This window comes from Flindersiella endophytica (assembly GCF_054779015.1).
Genome location: NZ_BAAGYY010000024.1, coordinates 100,191 through 117,098 on the forward strand (window position 1 = coordinate 100,191; position 16,908 = coordinate 117,098).

The 16,908-nt window shown below is 70.6% G+C and carries 15 protein-coding genes; 6 read left to right on the forward strand and 9 right to left on the reverse strand.

Annotation, left to right across the window (positions count from 1 at the left end):
* Positions 1-34: 34 nt before the first annotated feature.
* Complete coding sequence (locus ACYVF6_RS28310; protein ID WP_460525642.1) at positions 35-853, reverse strand: hypothetical protein; 819 nt, start codon at positions 851-853, stop codon at positions 35-37.
* Positions 854-1,222: 369 nt separating this feature from the next.
* Here ACYVF6_RS28310 and ACYVF6_RS28315 point away from each other — a divergent pair, with 369 nt between their 5' ends.
* From ACYVF6_RS28315 to ACYVF6_RS28325, 3 genes are all read left to right on the forward strand, one after another.
* A complete protein-coding gene (locus ACYVF6_RS28315) occupies positions 1,223-2,248 on the forward strand; it encodes a LacI family DNA-binding transcriptional regulator (protein WP_460525643.1) in 1,026 nt (341 codons plus the stop codon).
* A gap of 117 nt (positions 2,249-2,365) precedes the next feature.
* On the forward strand, positions 2,366-3,229 hold the full coding sequence (locus tag ACYVF6_RS28320) for a glycoside hydrolase family 16 protein (RefSeq protein WP_460525644.1): 864 nt from the start codon (positions 2,366-2,368) through the stop codon (positions 3,227-3,229).
* 81 nt (positions 3,230-3,310) lie between these two features.
* Complete coding sequence (locus ACYVF6_RS28325; protein WP_460526574.1) at positions 3,311-3,667, forward strand: YciI family protein; 357 nt, start codon at positions 3,311-3,313, stop codon at positions 3,665-3,667.
* Between the two features lie 153 nt (positions 3,668-3,820).
* Here ACYVF6_RS28325 and ACYVF6_RS28330 read toward each other — a convergent pair whose 3' ends face one another.
* On the reverse strand, positions 3,821-4,981 hold the full coding sequence (locus tag ACYVF6_RS28330) for an FAD-dependent monooxygenase (protein ID WP_460525645.1): 1,161 nt from the start codon (positions 4,979-4,981) through the stop codon (positions 3,821-3,823).
* Between the two features lie 37 nt (positions 4,982-5,018).
* Positions 5,019-6,680 (reverse strand): family 43 glycosylhydrolase, encoded by a 1,662-nt coding sequence (locus ACYVF6_RS28335; protein WP_460525646.1) that lies wholly within the window; start codon positions 6,678-6,680, stop codon positions 5,019-5,021.
* A 127-nt stretch (positions 6,681-6,807) separates the two neighbouring features.
* Here ACYVF6_RS28335 and ACYVF6_RS28340 point away from each other — a divergent pair, with 127 nt between their 5' ends.
* The 3 genes from ACYVF6_RS28340 (at position 6,808) to ACYVF6_RS28350 (ending at position 10,711) form a co-directional block, all read left to right on the forward strand.
* Positions 6,808-6,999, forward strand: a complete 192-nt coding sequence (locus tag ACYVF6_RS28340) for a hypothetical protein (RefSeq protein ID WP_460525647.1) — start codon at positions 6,808-6,810, stop codon at positions 6,997-6,999.
* Between the two features lie 86 nt (positions 7,000-7,085).
* The gene (locus tag ACYVF6_RS28345; protein ID WP_460525648.1) at positions 7,086-8,189 is read left to right on the forward strand and encodes a helix-turn-helix domain-containing protein; all 1,104 of its coding nucleotides are present in this window, start codon (positions 7,086-7,088) and stop codon (positions 8,187-8,189) included.
* The gene (locus ACYVF6_RS28350; protein ID WP_460525649.1) at positions 8,186-10,711 is read left to right on the forward strand and encodes a VIT domain-containing protein; all 2,526 of its coding nucleotides are present in this window, start codon (positions 8,186-8,188) and stop codon (positions 10,709-10,711) included. Before ACYVF6_RS28345 ends, ACYVF6_RS28350 begins: the two co-directional genes overlap by 4 nt.
* Before the next feature lie 44 nt (positions 10,712-10,755).
* Here the strand turns inward: ACYVF6_RS28350 and ACYVF6_RS28355 are convergent, their stop codons facing one another.
* The 6 genes from ACYVF6_RS28355 to ACYVF6_RS28380 all read right to left on the reverse strand — a co-directional run.
* Positions 10,756-11,319, reverse strand: coding sequence for a phosphotransferase family protein (locus ACYVF6_RS28355; protein ID WP_460526576.1), 564 nt, complete (start codon positions 11,317-11,319; stop codon positions 10,756-10,758).
* A gap of 181 nt (positions 11,320-11,500) precedes the next feature.
* Complete coding sequence (gene proB / locus ACYVF6_RS28360) at positions 11,501-12,628, reverse strand: glutamate 5-kinase (protein ID WP_460525650.1); 1,128 nt, start codon at positions 12,626-12,628, stop codon at positions 11,501-11,503.
* On the reverse strand, positions 12,625-13,986 hold the full coding sequence (obgE, locus tag ACYVF6_RS28365) for a GTPase Obg (protein ID WP_460525651.1): 1,362 nt from the start codon (positions 13,984-13,986) through the stop codon (positions 12,625-12,627). Before obgE ends, proB begins: the two co-directional genes overlap by 4 nt.
* 89 nt (positions 13,987-14,075) lie before the next feature.
* Positions 14,076-14,330, reverse strand: coding sequence for a bL27 family ribosomal protein (gene rpmA, locus ACYVF6_RS28370; RefSeq protein ID WP_460525652.1), 255 nt, complete (start codon positions 14,328-14,330; stop codon positions 14,076-14,078).
* 38 nt (positions 14,331-14,368) lie between these two features.
* Positions 14,369-14,680 carry a large ribosomal subunit protein bL21 gene (gene rplU, locus ACYVF6_RS28375; RefSeq protein WP_460525653.1) on the reverse strand — a complete coding sequence of 104 codons (312 nt, stop codon included), beginning with the start codon at positions 14,678-14,680 and terminating at the stop codon, positions 14,369-14,371.
* 127 nt (positions 14,681-14,807) lie between these two features.
* The coding region (locus ACYVF6_RS28380) for an Rne/Rng family ribonuclease (RefSeq protein ID WP_460525654.1) at positions 14,808-16,908 on the reverse strand (2,101 nt) is incomplete at its 5' end.

The following is a 16,908-nucleotide window of genomic DNA, read 5'->3' on the forward strand; positions in this document are numbered from 1 at the left end:
GGATGGGCGCGGGTACGTCTGTGTGCCGGTCTCTCTAGCTGGTCTCGCCTCGCGGTGAGCGGGTGTGGTCCGGCGCCACCGGGTCGGTACGGCCGTCGCGGTCGCCGCGGCCGGGCCGGTCGTCGTCGCGGCCGCGCTGAACCTTCGCGCGCAGCTTGTCCGCGATGGAGGGCCGGTCGTCCTGGTCGTCCTGGTGGTCCTGGGTCGTCCGATCGCGATCCGGGTCGGCCTGGCCGGTCCCTCGCGCAGTCCGATCGCGGTCTGTCTCCACCGGGTCGGTACGCCGATCGCCCGTGCTCCTGTCGTCGTGGTCGCGGTGAGCCTTCGAGCGCAGCTTGCCGGCGAGCGAGGACCGCTCTCCGTCCCGCGTCGACCGGCTGCCGTCCGGCTCCGCCGCAGCGGTACGGCCGTCGCGGCCCGGCCCGTGGTCGTCGTCGCGGTGAGCCTTCGCCCGCAGCTTGTCCCCGGTCGTTTCCCGGGCCTCGCCGCGCGGGCTCTCCTCGCGCTCCTGGTCCAGCCGATCGGGATCCAGGTCGTTCGCACGATCCATACGCCCCCGCGCGTCGTCCTTCCTGCGTTGGGCTTCCGTGTGCATCCGTTCGGCTGCCGCGGCTCGCTCGTCGGCCTCCGCGCGTTCGCGGCGGGCCCGGGCGGCCAGTTCTTCCGCCTCGGCGTCGCGACGCTCGGCGGTCCGGCCGATCTCCGCGGCCTCCTCACGCGCCGCCTCGGCCTCTGCGCGGCGCTTCTCCAGTCGCTCGTGCTTACGCGTGCGATACGCCGCCGCGACGATCAAAGCGACCACCGCGAGCAACATGACAATCGCGACAATGAGGATGATCGTGTTCGAATCCATGAGAATCTGTGCTCTCCTGAGTTTGCGATGGGCCGGTCGTACCCCAGCGATCCGGCCCCATGCGCAATCCCGGCTTCGTTTCACGCGCCCAACAGCAAGGGCACGAACGGGCATGCCAACCAAGCACACCAAGGCACACAAGTCGAAACCGGCCGGATCCAAACCCAACATTCCGGGACGACTCGACCGGCGGCGTGGAGCAAGTAGCACTGGATCGTCGTTCTCGGACTCGGAACGGTCTGGATCCTCGACGGACCTCGCCAGCCCGTTGACCGCCGAGGACGACGCGGCAGGTGGAACGCGGACCTCGCCCGCGACGGCCGGACCGAACGCCTGCTGGGGAACGCGTTAGACCGATAAACTCCGGCCGTGGCCCGATCCCGCCAACGCCGCCCGACCATCGCCGACGTCGCCGCGCTCGCCGGTGTGTCGAAGGGCGCGGTCTCGCGGGCGTTCAACGGCGGTGAGCGGATCAGCGCGCCTACGATCGAACGGATCCGGGCGGCGGCCGCGGAGCTGGGCTGGGTCCCGTCCGCGGCCGCGCGGGCGATCAACGGTGCCCCGGCCCGCGCGATCGGCTTCGTGCTGCGCCGGCCGCCCGAGCTGCTCGAGCTCGATCCGTTCTTCGCGGCGTTCCTCTCCGGCGTCGAGGCCGTGCTGGCCCGGCAGCACTACTCCACGATCATCCACTTCGCCGGCAACGCCAAGGACGAGCGGGCCTGCTACGAACGGCTGGTCGCCGAGCGTCGCGTCGACGGCTTCCTGGTCAACGACCTGCGCCGGCCGGACGCCCGGCTCAGCCTGCTGACGGGGCTTTCGGTCCCCGCGGTCGTCGTCGGTACGCCGGGCCGGACCTGCCCGTTCCCCAGCGTCGACAGCGACAGCTCCGGGCAGATCCGGCAGCTGGTCGAGCACCTGATCGGCGCCGGTCACCGGCGGATCGCACACGTGGCCGGAGCACCCGAGCTGTCGCACAGTCGTACCCGCGAAACCCTGTGGCGGCAGACGATCGAGGCCCACGGGCTGCGGCCGGGAGCGGTTGTCGCCGGCAACTTCACGGCGGCCGGCGGGGCGCAGGCCACGCGCGAACTGCTGCGCCGCAAGCCGTACCCCACGGCGATCTTCTACGCCAACGACGTGATGGCGGTCGCGGGCCTGACCGTGCTGACCGAACGCGGCTTGCGAGTGCCCGGTGATCTGGCGGTGGCGGGCTTCGACGACATCAGCCTCGCCTCGCACATCTCGCCTGCGTTGTCGACCGTACGCTGCGACTACCCCCGGCTCGGCCGGGCGGCGGCCGAGCTCCTGCTCACCGCGATCGACGGTGGCGAGGTTCCGCGCCGCACAACACTGCCGAGCGAGCTGCGGCTGCGGGAGTCGACCGGCGGGTTCTGAGCGCGGCGTTTCCGCTGGCAGGATGTGGCCAGTTTCGCGTACGTCCCAGCCCTCGTTGGTAGACCGGTATACCTCGTTGTCAGCAAGCACAATGCGTCTGCGGAAGGGATACCGATCATGTCGTCGAGATCCAGGAAGGCGCTGGCAGTGGCGTTCTTCACGAGCGTCGCGTTGCTTCTCACACCTGGCCTGTCCACCGCGAGCCCGGGGCGGGCCGACCGCACTCCGGACGTCCGGCCGCCGCGCGCCACGACCGCCGCCGAAGCGCTCGACTGGGGACCGCCGCTCGCCGATCGTTCCGACGAGTTCGACTACGGCTCCGAGGCCGATCCCGCGGTGCCCGACCAGGCCAAGTGGAGCCTCGCGGGCGGCGGCGTCGACCTGTGCTGGCCCGGCCACGCGGGCAACGGGCAGCGCTGCGACAAGAACACCCGCGTCGTCGGCGGTCTCCTGCGGATGGTCGGCGAGGCCAACGGCGACTCCGGCTGGCTGGCGTCGAAGTTCGGGCGGCAGTACGGCCGCTGGGAGGCGCGCGTCCGCTCGGCCAACACCTCGGTTTCGAACGGGCGCCAGTACCACCCGCTGCTGATCATCTGGCCGGACTCCGACCGGTGGCCGGAGGACGGCGAGTACGACTACCTCGAGAACAGCTCGCCGGGCGAGGACTGCGCCGGGGCGTTCATCCACTACCCGCACGACCCGGGTGACGTACAGCAGGAGCACGCCGAGGAGACCGACTGCGGTGCGCCGCTGTCGGAGTGGCACAACGTCGCGTTCGAGTGGGCGCCGACGCACGTGGCCGGATTCATCGGCGGTCAGGAATGGTTCCGGTACTCCGGCGGCGCGACGTCCACGCGCGAGTGCATCCAGTGCATGCCCTCAGGTCACCAGACGATCCAGCTGGACAACTTCTACGGCTCGGACCTGACGCCCGCGACGTACGAGGTCGACTGGTACCGCGAGTACGCAGCGCCGCAGTGATGTCGAGACGGCTCCGGCGGCTCCGACGTCACTAGTGTTGGCGAGCGTCTTAGCATCCGTGAGGAGACCGCTGTGAAGTACATGCTGCTGATCTACACCAACCCCGAGAACACCGAACCGCCGCCGTCGGAAACCGAACAGGCCGAGGTGTTCGCCGAGGTCGACGCGATCATGGCCGAACTGATGGAGTCCGGCGAATGGATCGGCGGCGAAGCACTGGCCGATGCCTCACAGAGCAAGACCATCCACGTCCGCGGCGGCGTGGCGGCGGTCACCGACGGGCCGTTCCTGGAGACGAAGGAGCAGTTCGCGGGCTACTGCCTCTTCGAGGTGGCGAGCCTCGAGCGCGCCCTCGACATCGCCGCCCGCTGGCCGGACGCGCGTAACCAGGGGGTAGAGCTGCGGCCCCTGATGACGGACAACGGCACCGAGATGTAACGGCGCGCGGCCCGCTGGCCGGCTGGCGGAGACCAGTCGGCCAGCGGGCCGTCGTCTCGCACTACGTACGCGGCCGGGCGACCCCGCAGCACGGACTGCGGCCGCCATCGGCTCCCTGGCTCGCCTTGCGATCACCTGCGCGCACGACGCCCGCTAGGCGGCCGGCGGCGTCCAGTCGGCCCAGCGGGCCGTCGTCTTGCGCAGCGCACCCGGCGGGATGATCCGCAGCAGGAGACCGGTGATCGCGTGGGCGACCGCGCTGGTCTGCGAGTTGCGCCCGTCGTTGGACTCTCTCGCTTCCTTCGCGATCGCCTGCGTGCGCGGCCGGCGCTCCCGGTCGTACCCGGCGAGCACGCCGGCCAGGTCACCGCCCTTGCCCAGCTCGTACGCCAGGACCACGCCGTCCTCGATCGCCTGGCAGGCGCCCTGCCCGAGGTCGGGCGTCATCGCGTGCGCGGCGTCGCCGAGCAGGACGGTACGGCCGCGGACGTACGTGGGCAGCGGGTCGAGGTCTACGAGGTCGTTGTGCAGGACGTGATCCGGCTCGGTCGCCTCGACCAGCGCCGGGATCGGATCGTGCCAGTCACCGACACTGCGCAGCACCTCCGCGCGGTCGTCGTCGTAACGCCGGTCCGCCTGCTCGGCGTTGGCCGTGAGGAACCAGTAGACGCGCTGGCCGGTCATCGGCAGCACACCGAACTGGATGCCCGGGCCGATGGTCATGCAGTCGTCGACCGGCCACACCTTGCCCGGTGGTGTGACGCCGCGCCAGGCCGTCCGGCGGCGGAAGGTCGGAGCCGCGGCCTCGGGCCACAGCGCACGGCGTACCACGCTGTTGACGCCGTCGGCGGCGACCAGCAGGTCTGCCGTCAACTGCTGCGAGGCGCCGGCTGTGACGTACGACGCGGACACCTCGCGGTCGCCGTTCTCGACGCCGGTCACGGTGGCGTCGGTTCGTACGACATCGCCGGTCAGCGAATCGAGCAGCAGCCGGTGCAGCTCGGCTCGGTGGGCGACCAGAACGCCAATGTCGGCAGGGTTCTTGTGCCGTAGCCAGCGGCCCTTCGGAGTCTGGAAGCCGCCCCGCGAGACGGCTTCGACGGTGTGTTCGCGAAGGGTCGCGCCAAGCCCGAGCGACTCCAGGGCGCGGACCGCGTTCGGCCACAGCGAAAGACCGGCGCCGACCTCGGCGATCTCGGGAGCGCGTTCGAGTACGGTGACCTGCCAGCCGGAGCGCTGCAGCGCGATGGCCGCTGTCAATCCTCCGATGCCGGCGCCGGCAACTATCGCTTTCCCCGCTTTGCCGTTGTCCACGAATCCATCGTGCCAGACGCAGTCGGCCATACCTCTTTCAGTAATTGACTTCTGCTGCGAGCCGCTCGGCCAGACCTGTGTCGGCGCTGGTCGGGCTGAGCGCCATCCGCCAGCGCCCGCCGGCGTACGTGCCGGGTGCCCAGGCCTTGCCGCCGCCGGCCCACAACGACTGCACCGAGATCAGGCCCGTCGTACCCTGGAACCAGCGGTTGTCGGTCGCCCAGGCCGACCCGTCGCGATAGGCGGCGGCGAACGTCAAGCCGTCGTTGCTCGCGAGCAGCCAGCGCGGGAAGCCCGCCACATCCCCTTCTCTGCCGAGGTTCTGGTCGTCGCCGATCGTCGTGAACGTCGTGTCGAAGCCGAACGACGCCTCCCACACCGGCGCGGATGTGGTGCCGTTCACCTGCCAGGTGAGCTGCGAGTCGATCCGGTCGTTCTCGAACGCCAGCGTCCAGTCGGCCGTCACCGGCTCGTCGCCCAACGGAATGCCCGTCAGGCTGAGCGTGTCGCCGTTCCGGATCTCGACCCTTGCGGCCGCGCCTGTCCGGTCGGTCTGGCCCCAGCCGCCGACGCCGAGGTACGGAGCGGTCGCGCGGTTTCGCGCGTGCAGAGCCTGGCTGGGCTCCGCGCCGTTCAGCTCGACGCTCCGGATCTCCGTACTCGGCCACTCCTGCACGTCAACTCGCAGGCCGCCGGTGCCGACCTTGTGCCCACGGGCGACGACACCGCGAGTGAAGCGAAGTGGCGCGAGGAAGAGCCCGCCCTTGCCCCAGCCAGCACCGGTGACCCACGTCCGTCCACTCGGTTCGGTGACCACCTCGGCGGCGTGTGCGGGGACCCGGCCCACGAGGTCGTCGACGCTGAACCGCAGGGGGCTTCGGCTGCGATAGACGCGAGTGTCCTCGTAGGAGGAGTCGCAGCAGACGGTGAGATACCACCAGCCGCCGCGCTCGACGACGAACGGGGACTCGGTCGGCCCGCCGTACGTTCCCTGCAGCGGATGCTGGAACGCGACGCGCTTGCCGCTCCAGTGCAGCAGGTCACGGCTGGTGCGGTAGGCGACCTGGTGGTTGCCGCCTGCCGGGGTGGAGTTGGCGGTGTAGTACATCATCCACTGGCCGCCGTACCGGATCACCATCGGGTCGCGCGCGTCGAACCCGTCGGTGAACAGGGGATTCGCCGAGCTGCGGGTCCAGGTCTCGAGGTCGGTCGAGGTCGCGAGGTGGATGCGGTACGCCGTGTGGTCCTGGGTACCGGCGCAGTAGAACATGTAGTAGCGGCCGTTGTGGTACATCACGTACGGCGCCCAGATGTGGCTCTCGCCGGCTGCCGGGTCCGCGGTGAACGCGAACGGCTGTTTGATCCAGGGGCCCTGCGGCGACGGTGCGGTAGCGTGGCCGAAGCTCTTCTCGTCGAGTGGGTTCGCGGGCTCGGCGTGGGTGATCGCGAAGACGTGCCAGACGCCGGTCTCGACGTTGCGAACCATGGTGTGGTCGTTGTAGTACCACGGCTCGTTCTCCCCGGTCGACGGATCGTAGACGTGGACGAACTCGCCCGCGGAGACCGTGGTGCCGTTCGTCACGTACGGCTCGAACGTCGCGGCCTGCGCTGCTGCCCCTGCCGTTTGCGCGGCGGGCACGGCGCTGGCGAGGGCGACCGCCACCACCATCGCCACGAACCCGAGCAGTCGCGTACGCATGCTGGCTGTTCTCCTCGGTGCTGGGTAATCGTTTACTGACCCTGAGGCTGGCGCGAGTTGGCGGGTGCGTCAACCTCGATGGCAGCAACTGTCCGCACATGGTCCACCTCAGGCTTAGGCTCGGGGCATGCGCCTACGACTCGGCGACGTTCCCTGGCGTGGCATCGGCGGGCTCGGGCTGGTGATCGCCCTGAGCATCGCGTCCGCCCTGCTCCCGCCCATGCCCGGCCTGCTCTGCGTCTTGCTGGCGGCCGGGCTGGCCGTCCGCCTGCTGTTCAGGCTCGGCAACTCCCGCGGCCTGACCGACTATCGACAGTGAGTCGATGTTTTGCAGTGTCACCTTTCCAGTGTCCTTATTGACGCTGCAATGTTGACAGTGACAGATAACAGTGTCATGATGGCGGCATGACGGACTTGTGGACCCTCGCCGAGCTGGTTGCCCGCGCCGCTGTCGCCCTGGGCGGCACCGCGGAGCAGGCCAGCGCGCGCGTCCGCGAGATCCCCGACGCGCGCACGATCCGCTGGTACCAAACCACCGGCCTGGTCGACCGTCCCCTCGCCCTGCGCGGACGCACCGCGCTCTACGGTCGCCGCCAGCTGCTCCAGCTGGTCGCGATCAAACGCCTGCAGGCCCAAGGCCGCTCGCTCGCCGAAATCCAGGCCGAGCTCGCGGGCCTGTCCACCGAAGCCCTCGAGCCAATCGCGGATCTCCCGCCCCAGCCCTCCACCACCCGTCAGGTCGACGTGATCCGCGACGACAAGGCGATGATCCGGACCCGCTTCTGGACCGAACACAACCACGGCACCATCCCTGCCGAGCAGCCGGCTACCGCCGACGAGTCGGCGAGCAGCCCAGCCACGCCCGCCGAACGCGCCGCCGCTTCCGCGACCGCCGGCGAGCCGCTCAGCAGCCCGGTCACCCCTGCCGAACAAGCCACCGCCGCTCCGGCCGGCAGCGAGCAGCCCAGCGGCTCGGCCGCCTCCGCCCAGGGGGCCGTCACCGAACAAGCTGTCCCTGATCCCGCTGTCCCCCAGTCGCCTAGCGATCCGGGTGCTTCCGTTCAACGAGCCGCTGCTCCCACCGCTGACGAAGCGCCGACCGGCCCAGCCGACCCCGCCCAGCGAGCCGGCGCCGTCACTCGCGCCGGTAGCGAGTCCCACGGCAGCCCGGCAGCTTCCGTTCAACGAGCCGCCGCTGGCGAGCCACCCGCCAGGGCGGTCGAGCGAGCATCGTTCGGCGGCTCGGCGAGCGCACGCAGGTCAGGTGCGCCAGCAGCCGCAGGTGCGCCGGCCACGTCCAGCGAGGCAGGCCAGGAGCGGGCGGCAGCCGACGACGCCGTGCACGGGCTCCGGCTCGCCGACGGTGTGTTGCTCGTCCTCGATCATCCGACCAGCGTCATCGACGCGAACGACGTCCAAGCCCTGCGAGAAGCCGCCGCTCCCCTGCTCGACGCGCTGGTTCGTCGCGGCCTCGTTTCTGATCACACCCGAACGAAGGAGCCGGCATGACCACCACCGTCACCATGCTCGACACGCCGCCGACCAGTGCGCCCGACGACGGGTTCGGTGCGCTGTCGACGGCCAAGGGCAACCTCCCGCTCGAGAAGCTCGACGTCCGGCTCTCCACCACCGGTCTGGCGATCCACACCGAGCTGGTCCAGACGTTCCGCAACCCCTACGACGAGCCGCTCGAGGCCACCTACATCTTCCCGTTGCCCGATCGCGCGGCCGTCACGTCGCTGCGGATGGAGGCCGACGACCGGATCGTCGACGGCGTACTGCGCGAGCGCGAGCAGGCCCGCGCCGACTACGACCGCGCGATCTCCGAGGGCAAGCGGGCCTCGATCGCCGAGGAGGAGCGGCCCGGCGTCTTCACGATGCGGGTCGGCAACATCGTGCCCGGCGAGCAGGTGTCGGTGCGGCTGACGCTGGCCGGCCGGCTCAGCTTCGAGGACGGCACCGTCACGGTCCGGTTCCCGCTGGTGGTCGCCCCTCGCTACATCCCCGGTATGCCACTGCCCGGCGGGCAGGTCGGCAGCGGGACGCAGCCCGACACCGACCAGGTGCCCGACGCCTCCCGGATCACCCCACCCGTGCTGCTGCCCGGATTCCCTTCCCCCGTTGAGCTTTCGATCACGGCCGAGATCGATCCTGCCGGGCTGCCGCTGGCGGACGTCGCGTCCAGCCTGCACCCGATCGCCACCGAGGAAGCAGGAGAGTCGGGCCGGCTCACCGTACGCGTCCACCCCGGCGAGCGGGCCGACCGCGACTTCATCCTCCGGCTACGCCTCGGCTCCGACGACGCCGTCACAGACTCGCTGATCGTCACGCCGGACCAGGACCAGGCCGAGGACCAGGCCGACGGCGAAGGCGCCGCCGAGGGTGAGGGCACGTTCGCACTCACCGTCCTGCCGCCCGCGCTGGCGGCCACCACGCGTCCCCGCGACGTCGTGTTCGTCCTCGACCGGTCCGGCAGCATGGGCGGCAAGAAGATGGTCGCCGCCCGGCGCGCCACCGCGCGGATCGTCGACACGCTGACCGGCGCCGACCGGTTCGCGGTACTGGCCTTCGACAACCACATCGAGACGCCGCCCGACCTGCCCGACGGCCTGGTCGATGCGACCGACCGCCATCGGTTCCGCGCGGTCGAGCATCTGGCCGGTCTGCAGGCCCGCGGCGGCACCGAGATGCTGCGCCCGCTGCTGCGCGCCGCCGAGCTGCTCAACCACACCGACGCCGAACGCGAGCGCGTGCTCGTCCTCGTCACCGACGGGCAGGTCGGCAACGAGGACCAGATCCTGCGCGAGGTGGCGGCCAAGCTGCCCGACGCCCGCATCCACACCGTCGGCATCGACGTCGCGGTCAACGAGGCGTTCCTGCGCCGGATGGCCACGCTCGGCGGTGGCCACTACGAACTCGTCGAGAACGAAGAACGCCTCGACGAGGCGATGGAGGCGATCCACCGCCGGATCGGCACCCCGCTGGTGACCGGCCTCACCGTCACCGGCGACGGTCTCGAACTCGTGCCCGACTCGCTCACACCGACACCACTGCCCGCGCTCTACGCCGGCGCCGCCGTGCTCATCACCGGCCGCTACCGCGGCTCCGCCTCGGGCGCGCTGACCGTCAGCGGCCGGGCCGCCGGCGGCGAGACGTGGAGCCAGCACCTGGTCGCCAAGCAGGACGACAGTCCCGCGCTCGGCGCCGTATGGGCGCGTGCCAGGCTCCGCGACCTCGAAGACCGCTACGTCACCGCGAACGGCGGCGACAACCTCGACGCGCTGGAGCAGCAGATCGTCAAGACGTCGCTGCGGTTCGGCGTACTGTGCCGCTTCACCGCCTACGTCGCGATCGACTCCCGCGTCGTCAACGAAGGCGGCGAGCTGCGCAAGGTGACCCAGCCGGTCGACCTGCCACAGGGCTGGGACCCGAACGCCCTGGCCGGCGGATACGGCGGAGGCTACGGCGCCGCGCCCGCACCGATGATGCAGGCGGCTTCGTTCGGTGGTGCAACCCGCGGCATGGCCGCCCCGTCCGGCATGCCTCCGGGCGGCGGGGTCCAGACGTTCGCCCGTGCGGCCGGCGGAATCGTCGGAGGCGTCCGCCGCAAGCTCTCCGGCCACGACGACAGCCTCGAGCTGGACGTCGTGCCGCCCGAGCTCCGCACCACGGCGACCACCTACCTCCGCAAGCTGGCCGAGGCCACGGCCGAGCAGCGCCCGGCTGTCTTGGCCGAGCTCCGCGCCGACCTGGAAGCGCTGGCCTCCAAACTGACCCAAGCCGGCGTCGACGCGCTCACGCTGCGCCCAATCCAGCAGCTGGTCAGCGACCTGGCCGCCTACGAGCGCATCCCCGCCCCCACCGCCGCCGACACCGAGCGCCTGCTGACCCGCTCCACCGACGTCCTCACCCCCTTCGCCGACGCCCCAGTGCGGGGCGGCCCCAACCCCGGCGAAGCCACCCCGGGCGCCGGTGGAGTCAGCGCGAGCGGACGGCCGGCACCAGAACGCAAGCGCTTCTGGAGCCGCTGACCGCCGCCGCCGGCCCGGGCATCGACCGCCGGCCCGGGCCGGGCTCACCCGTCGAGCGGCTCGCCGTTGTCGGCGCGCTGCCAGCGCCGGACGGTGTCCGTGAGCTCGGCAATCTGTCCCAGCTCAATCGCGTCGAAGAGGATCTCGATCCGGCACGAGACCGTCGCCATCCGCGTGTCGATGCCGACGCCGGTGAGCTCCTCGTAGTGCCTCGCGATTCGGTGCAGGAGATCCGAGGAGACCCCTGAGATGTACCGCAGGTCGTTGCTCGGGTCGCCCGTCGAGACGCAGGAGAAGTCCCATACGCCAAGGACTTCGCCGACCGGCTCGGTCAGGACCAGGTTGCCGAAGTGGAAGTCGTCGTGCAGCACGACACTCGACGTACCTTCGCGGCCGACCCGAAGCGCGTCGGCTTCCGCGAGGAGATCAACGGCGAAGTCGCGTACGGAGGGAGGCAGCTCATCGATCGACGGCGGTGTGCGCTCGGCGCCGAGCTCGGGGATCTGGAGCTCCTCGATCTCCTCGGCCGTGAGCGAGCGATGCATGGCGGCCAGGAACCCGGCGAGCGCTCGAAATCCACGTGGGCGCGGGGAAACCGCAAAATCCAGTCGTCCCGTGTCTCAAGTACGACGTTCTCCCAGCCCGACCGGAGTACCGCCCCGGAAAGATCGACGCCCCGCTGCTCTCGCGTCACCGCGGCGACGAGCGCGTCGAAGTCCAGGCGCATCGGTGGAGCGTAACTACCGGCGATCGCCGGGCGCACCTGAATTCTGTTGACCCGAACCGCGCTCAGCGCTTCGGCAGCACGATCAGGTCGTCCCGGTGGACGACCTCGCGTTCGTACGAGGGACCGAGCTCGCGGGCCAGCTCGCGGGTTGAGCGGCCCAACAGCCCAGGCAGCTCGGCGGCGTCGTAGTTGACCAGGCCGCGCGCCACTGTCCGCCCCTCGGGGTCGACCAGGTCCACCGGGTCGCCCGCGCCGAACTGGCCCTCGACGACTGTGATGCCGGCGGGCAGCAGCGACGCCTTTCGCTCCACCACCGCTCGCACCGCTCCGGCGTCCAGCACCAGGCGGCCGCGCGGGGTCGATGCGTGTGCCAGCCACAGCAGCCGGGTCGGGCGGCGGCGGCCGGTCGGGTGGAAGTGTGTGCCCACGCGTTCGCCGGACAGGGCCGATGGAGCTTCGGTGGCTGCGGCCAGCACCACCGGAATCCCTGCCTGTGTTGCGATCCGCGCCGCCTCGACCTTCGTGAGCATTCCGCCGGTGCCGACGCCGGAGCCGTTCTTCCCGAGCGTCACGCCCTGGAGATCCCGCTCGCTGCGTACGTCCGTGATCCGCTGCGACCCGGCCCGGTGCGGCGCCCCGGAGTAGAGCGCGTCGACGTCGGACAGCAGCACCAGCAGCTCGGCGTGCACCAGATGCGCCACCAGCGCCGCCAACCGGTCGTTGTCGCCGAAGCGGATCTCGTGTGTGGCAACGGAGTCGTTCTCGTTCACGATCGGCACCACGCCGAGCTCCAGCAGCCGCGCGAACGTACGGAACGCGTTGCGATAGTGCGACCGCCGCGTCACGTCGTCGACGGTCAACAGCACCTGCGCGACCCGGAAGCCGTAGCGCCCGAACGCCTCGGTGTAGCGGTGGACGAGCAACCCCTGCCCGACGCCCGCCGCCGCTTGCTGGGTGGCGAGGTCACGCGGCCGCGAACGCAGCCCCAGCGGCCCGATCCCCGCGGCGATCGCGCCGGACGAGACCAGCACGACCTCCGTGCCGCCCTTGCGCCGGTGCGCCACCGCGTCAACCAAACCTTCGATCCGGGCCTGGTCGATCTCGCCGGCCGGTGTCGTCAGCGACGACGACCCGACCTTCACCACGACGCGCGCCGCGTCGACGACGTCCGAACGTAGGTCCGCTGTCACCGACCCTCCAGCCGGGGATCCGATCCACGCGGACCGCGCAGCAGCTCGGCTCCGCTGTCGAGCGTCGGGTCGAAGTCGAAGACGACGGCGTTCTCTTCCGGCCCGATCGCCACGGCGTCACCGACCTGCGCGCCGAGCGAGATCAGCTTGCTCTCGACGCCGAGCCGGTTGAGCCGGTCGGCGAGGTAGCCCACCGCTTCGTCGTTGCCGAAGTCGGTCTGCCGCACCCACCGCTCCGGCCGCGGCCCGCGGACGCGCCACACCTCGCCCTCGCGGCGTACGGTGAAGCCCTCGTCGTCGACCGGCTTCGGCCGCAGGACGATCCGCGTCGGCTCGGCGACCGGTGTGGTGTCACGGCGGTGCTTCACCAGCGCGGCCATGGCGTACGACAGCTCGGCGAGCCCGAGCCGGCTGGCCGCCGAGATCTCGTAGACCTGCCAGCCTTTCTTCTCCAGCTCCGGCCGGACGTAGTCGGCCAGGTCACGCGCGTCGGGTACGTCGATCTTGTTGAGCGCCACGAGCCGCGGCCGGTCCTCGAGGCCACCGTGCGCCTCGAGTTCGGCCTCGATCACCTCGATGTCGGAGAGCGGGTCACGCCCCGGCTCCAGCGTCGCGCAGTCGACGACGTGACACAGCGCCGCGCAGCGTTCGATGTGCCGCAGGAAGTCGTGTCCGAGCCCGCGCCCCTGGCTCGCGCCCTCGATCAGCCCGGGCACGTCGGCGACCGTGAACGTCACGTCCCCGGCCGTCACGACGCCGAGGTTGGGTACGAGCGTCGTGAAGGGGTAGTCGGCGATCTTCGGCCGTGCCCGCGACAGCGCGGCGATCAGGCTGGACTTGCCCGCGCTGGGGTAGCCCACCAGCCCCACGTCGGCGACGAGCTTCAGCTCGAGTACGACCGTACGCTGCTCCCCCGGCTCGCCCAGCAGCGCGAACCCGGGCGCCTTGCGCCGCGACGAGGCCAGCGCGGCGTTGCCGAGCCCGCCCCGGCCGCCGGCCGCGATCACGTACGTCGTCCCCTCACCGACCAGGTCGGCCAGCACCTTGCCGTCGGGCGTCGAGACGACAGTGCCGTCGGGGACCTTCAGGACGATGTCGTCGCCGTCGGCGCCCGCGCGGTTGTCGCCCATGCCCTGCTTGCCATTGCCGGCCCGGCGGTGTGGCGAGTGGTAGTAGTCGATCAGCGTCGTGGTGTTCGGCTCGACCCGCACGATGATGTCGCCGCCGCGCCCGCCGTTGCCACCGTCCGGGCCGCCGAGCGGCTTGAACTTCTCCCGGTGTACGGACGCACAACCGTTGCCACCGTTGCCGCCGACCACGGTCAGCGTCACGCGGTCGACGAACGTCGGAACCGCCACCGTTGTCTCCTTTGCTTTGCCCTACTCAACGGAAAAAGGGCGGGCCAGTGGCCCGCCCTTCCCACGAAAAATGCTGCTGGGGTGCGGTCTTAGTCAGCTGGGACGATGTTGATGACCCGGCGACCACGCCTGGTGCCGAACTCGACCGAGCCGGCGGCCAGCGCGAACAGCGTGTCGTCGCCGCCACGGCCGACGTTGACGCCCGGGTGGAAGTGGGTGCCACGCTGGCGGAGGATGATCTCGCCGGCGTTGACCAGCTGGCCACCGAAACGCTTCACACCAAGCCGCTTCGACTGGGAGTCGCGCCCGTTGCGGGAGGACGAGGCGCCCTTCTTGTGTGCCATCTCTTCAAGCCTCTTCTTCTACTAACCGTGGGCTGGGGTCACTTGGCCTTGATGTCGGTCACCTTGAGCCGGCTGAGCGACTGGCGGTGCCCCTGACGACGGCGGTAGCCCGTCTTGTTCTTGAACTTGCCGATGTCGATCTTGGGACCCTTGGCGTCGCCCAGCACCTCGGCGGTGACGGAGACCTTGGCGAGCTTCGCGGCGTCGGTCGTCACGGAGTCGCCGTCGACGAGCAGGACCGCCGGCAGCTGCACGGTGGCGCCCGGCTCCTCGGTCAGCCGGTTGACGCTCAGCACATCGCCGACCGCGACCTTGTGCTGGAGTCCGCCACTTCGCACAATCGCGTACACCGCAGATCCTTCCATCGGATTTTCCAAGGGCCCTCAGGCGTGGGCCTGAGAAAGTCTGGACAGCACGAAATAGTGCCGACACACAAGCGTACCGAATACCCGCCAGCCGAACCAAACCGGCTCCCGCTCAGTGCCGGCGACGCCGCCGACCTGGGCCGGAGGCGGAGAACGCGGCCACGCTTGGCGTGGACGAGGCCTCCTCCTGCACGAAGCTGCTGTCCGAGGTGTCGACCGGTTCGACGGACGGTTCCAGCGCTTCGGAGACCGAAGCGTTGTCCTCGTCCTCACGAGGCGTCGGTGCCTCGTCGTCCAGGTCGTCGGACGCTGTGCCGTTGGCGCTCACCACCGCCTCGACGGCGCTGCCGCGCTCCGCGCCGTCAGCGACCTCGCCGGTCTCGGCGGCGTCGGAGCCGCTGTCACCGTCGTCGGACTCCTGATCGTGCTGATCATGGTCGTGATCGGACGAGCCGTTGGAGCCGGAAGAGCCACCGCCACGCCCGCGCCGGCGCCGGCTGCGGCGACCGCCACCGCTCTCCTCGCTGTGCGAGGACGAGCCGCCGGAGGAGCCGCCGGACGAGCCGTTGTGCTGCTGCCCGCCGCCGGTCTCGGCCGGGTCGAGGTGGACGATGTGCCCGCGGCCCTTGCACACCTCGCAGGGCTCGGAGAACGACTCGAGCAGGCCGGTGCCGATCCGCTTCCGGGTCATCTGGACCAGCCCGAGCGAGGTCACCTCGGCGACCTGATGCTTGGTCCGGTCACGTCCGAGGCACTCCACCAGCCGGCGAAGCACCAGGTCACGGTTGGACTCCAGCACCATGTCGATGAAGTCGATCACGATGATGCCGCCGATGTCGCGCAGCCGCAGCTGCCGGACGATCTCCTCGGCCGCCTCGAGGTTGTTCTTGGTGACGGTCTCCTCGAGGTTGCCGCCGGAGCCGGTGAACTTCCCGGTGTTGACGTCGATGACGGTCATCGCCTCGGTGCGCTCGATGATCAGCGAGCCACCGGACGGCAGCCAGACCTTACGGTCGATCGCCTTGATGATCTGCTCATCGATCCGGAACGCGGCGAAGATGTCCTCCGGCGAGGTCCAGCGTTCGAGCCGTTCGGCCAGGTGCGGCGCGACGTGCTTGACGTAGCCCTGCACCATGTCCCACGAGTCGTCACCGGAGATGACGAGCCGCGTGAAGTCTTCGGTGAACAGGTCGCGGACGACCTTGATCAGCAGGTCGGGCTCGGCGTAGAGCAGCTCGGGCGCCTTCGCGCTCTCCGCTGCCTTCTCGATCGACTCCCACTGGGCTCGCAGCCGCGAGACGTCGCGGGACAGCTCGTCCTCGCTCGCGCCCTCGGCCGCGGTGCGCACCACGACGCCCGCGTCCTCGGCGATGATGTCCTTCAGCAACTGCTTGAGCCGGTTGCGCTCGGTGTCGGGCAGCTTGCGGCTGATGCCGTTCATCGAGCCGCGCGGCACGTAGACGAGGTAACGCCCCGGCAGGCTGATCTGGCTGGTCAGCCGCGCACCCTTGTGGCCGATGGGATCCTTGGTGACCTGCACCAGCACGGTCTGGCCGGACTTCAGCGCCGACTCGATCCGCTTCGGCTGGCCCTCCAGGCCGAGGCCGACCCAGTCGACCTCACCGGCGTACAGGACGGCGTTACGGCCGCGGCCGATGTCGATGAACGCCGCCTCCATGCTCGGCAGGACGTTCTGCACCCGGCCGAGGTAGACGTTGCCGATCAGCGACGTCTGGGTCTGGCGGGCGACGTAGTGCTCGACCAGCACGTTGTCTTCGAGCACGCCGATCTGGGTGATGTCGCCGCGCTGGCGGATCGTCATCGAGCGGTCGACGGACTCGCGGCGGGCCAGGAACTCGGCCTCGGTCAGGATCGGCGGGCGACGCCGGCCGGCCTCGCGGCCCTCGCGGCGGCGCAGCTTCTTGGCCTCGAGCCGGGTCGAGCCCTCCACCGAGGAGACGGCGGACTCGGACTTACGGGGCTCGCGGACCTTGACGACGGTGGACGCCGGGTCGTCGGGCGACGACTCGATCGGCTCGCCCTTCCGCCTGCGGCGGCGACGCCTGCGGCGGGAGCTCGCGCTGCCCTCGTCGTCGGAGTCGTCGTCGGAGTCGTTTTCGTCGTCGTCGGACTTCGTCTCGTCGTCGGACTCGGACTTGGTGTCGTCGCCGTCGTCGGCCTCGCCACGGTTGCGGCGGCGGCCGCCACGGCGG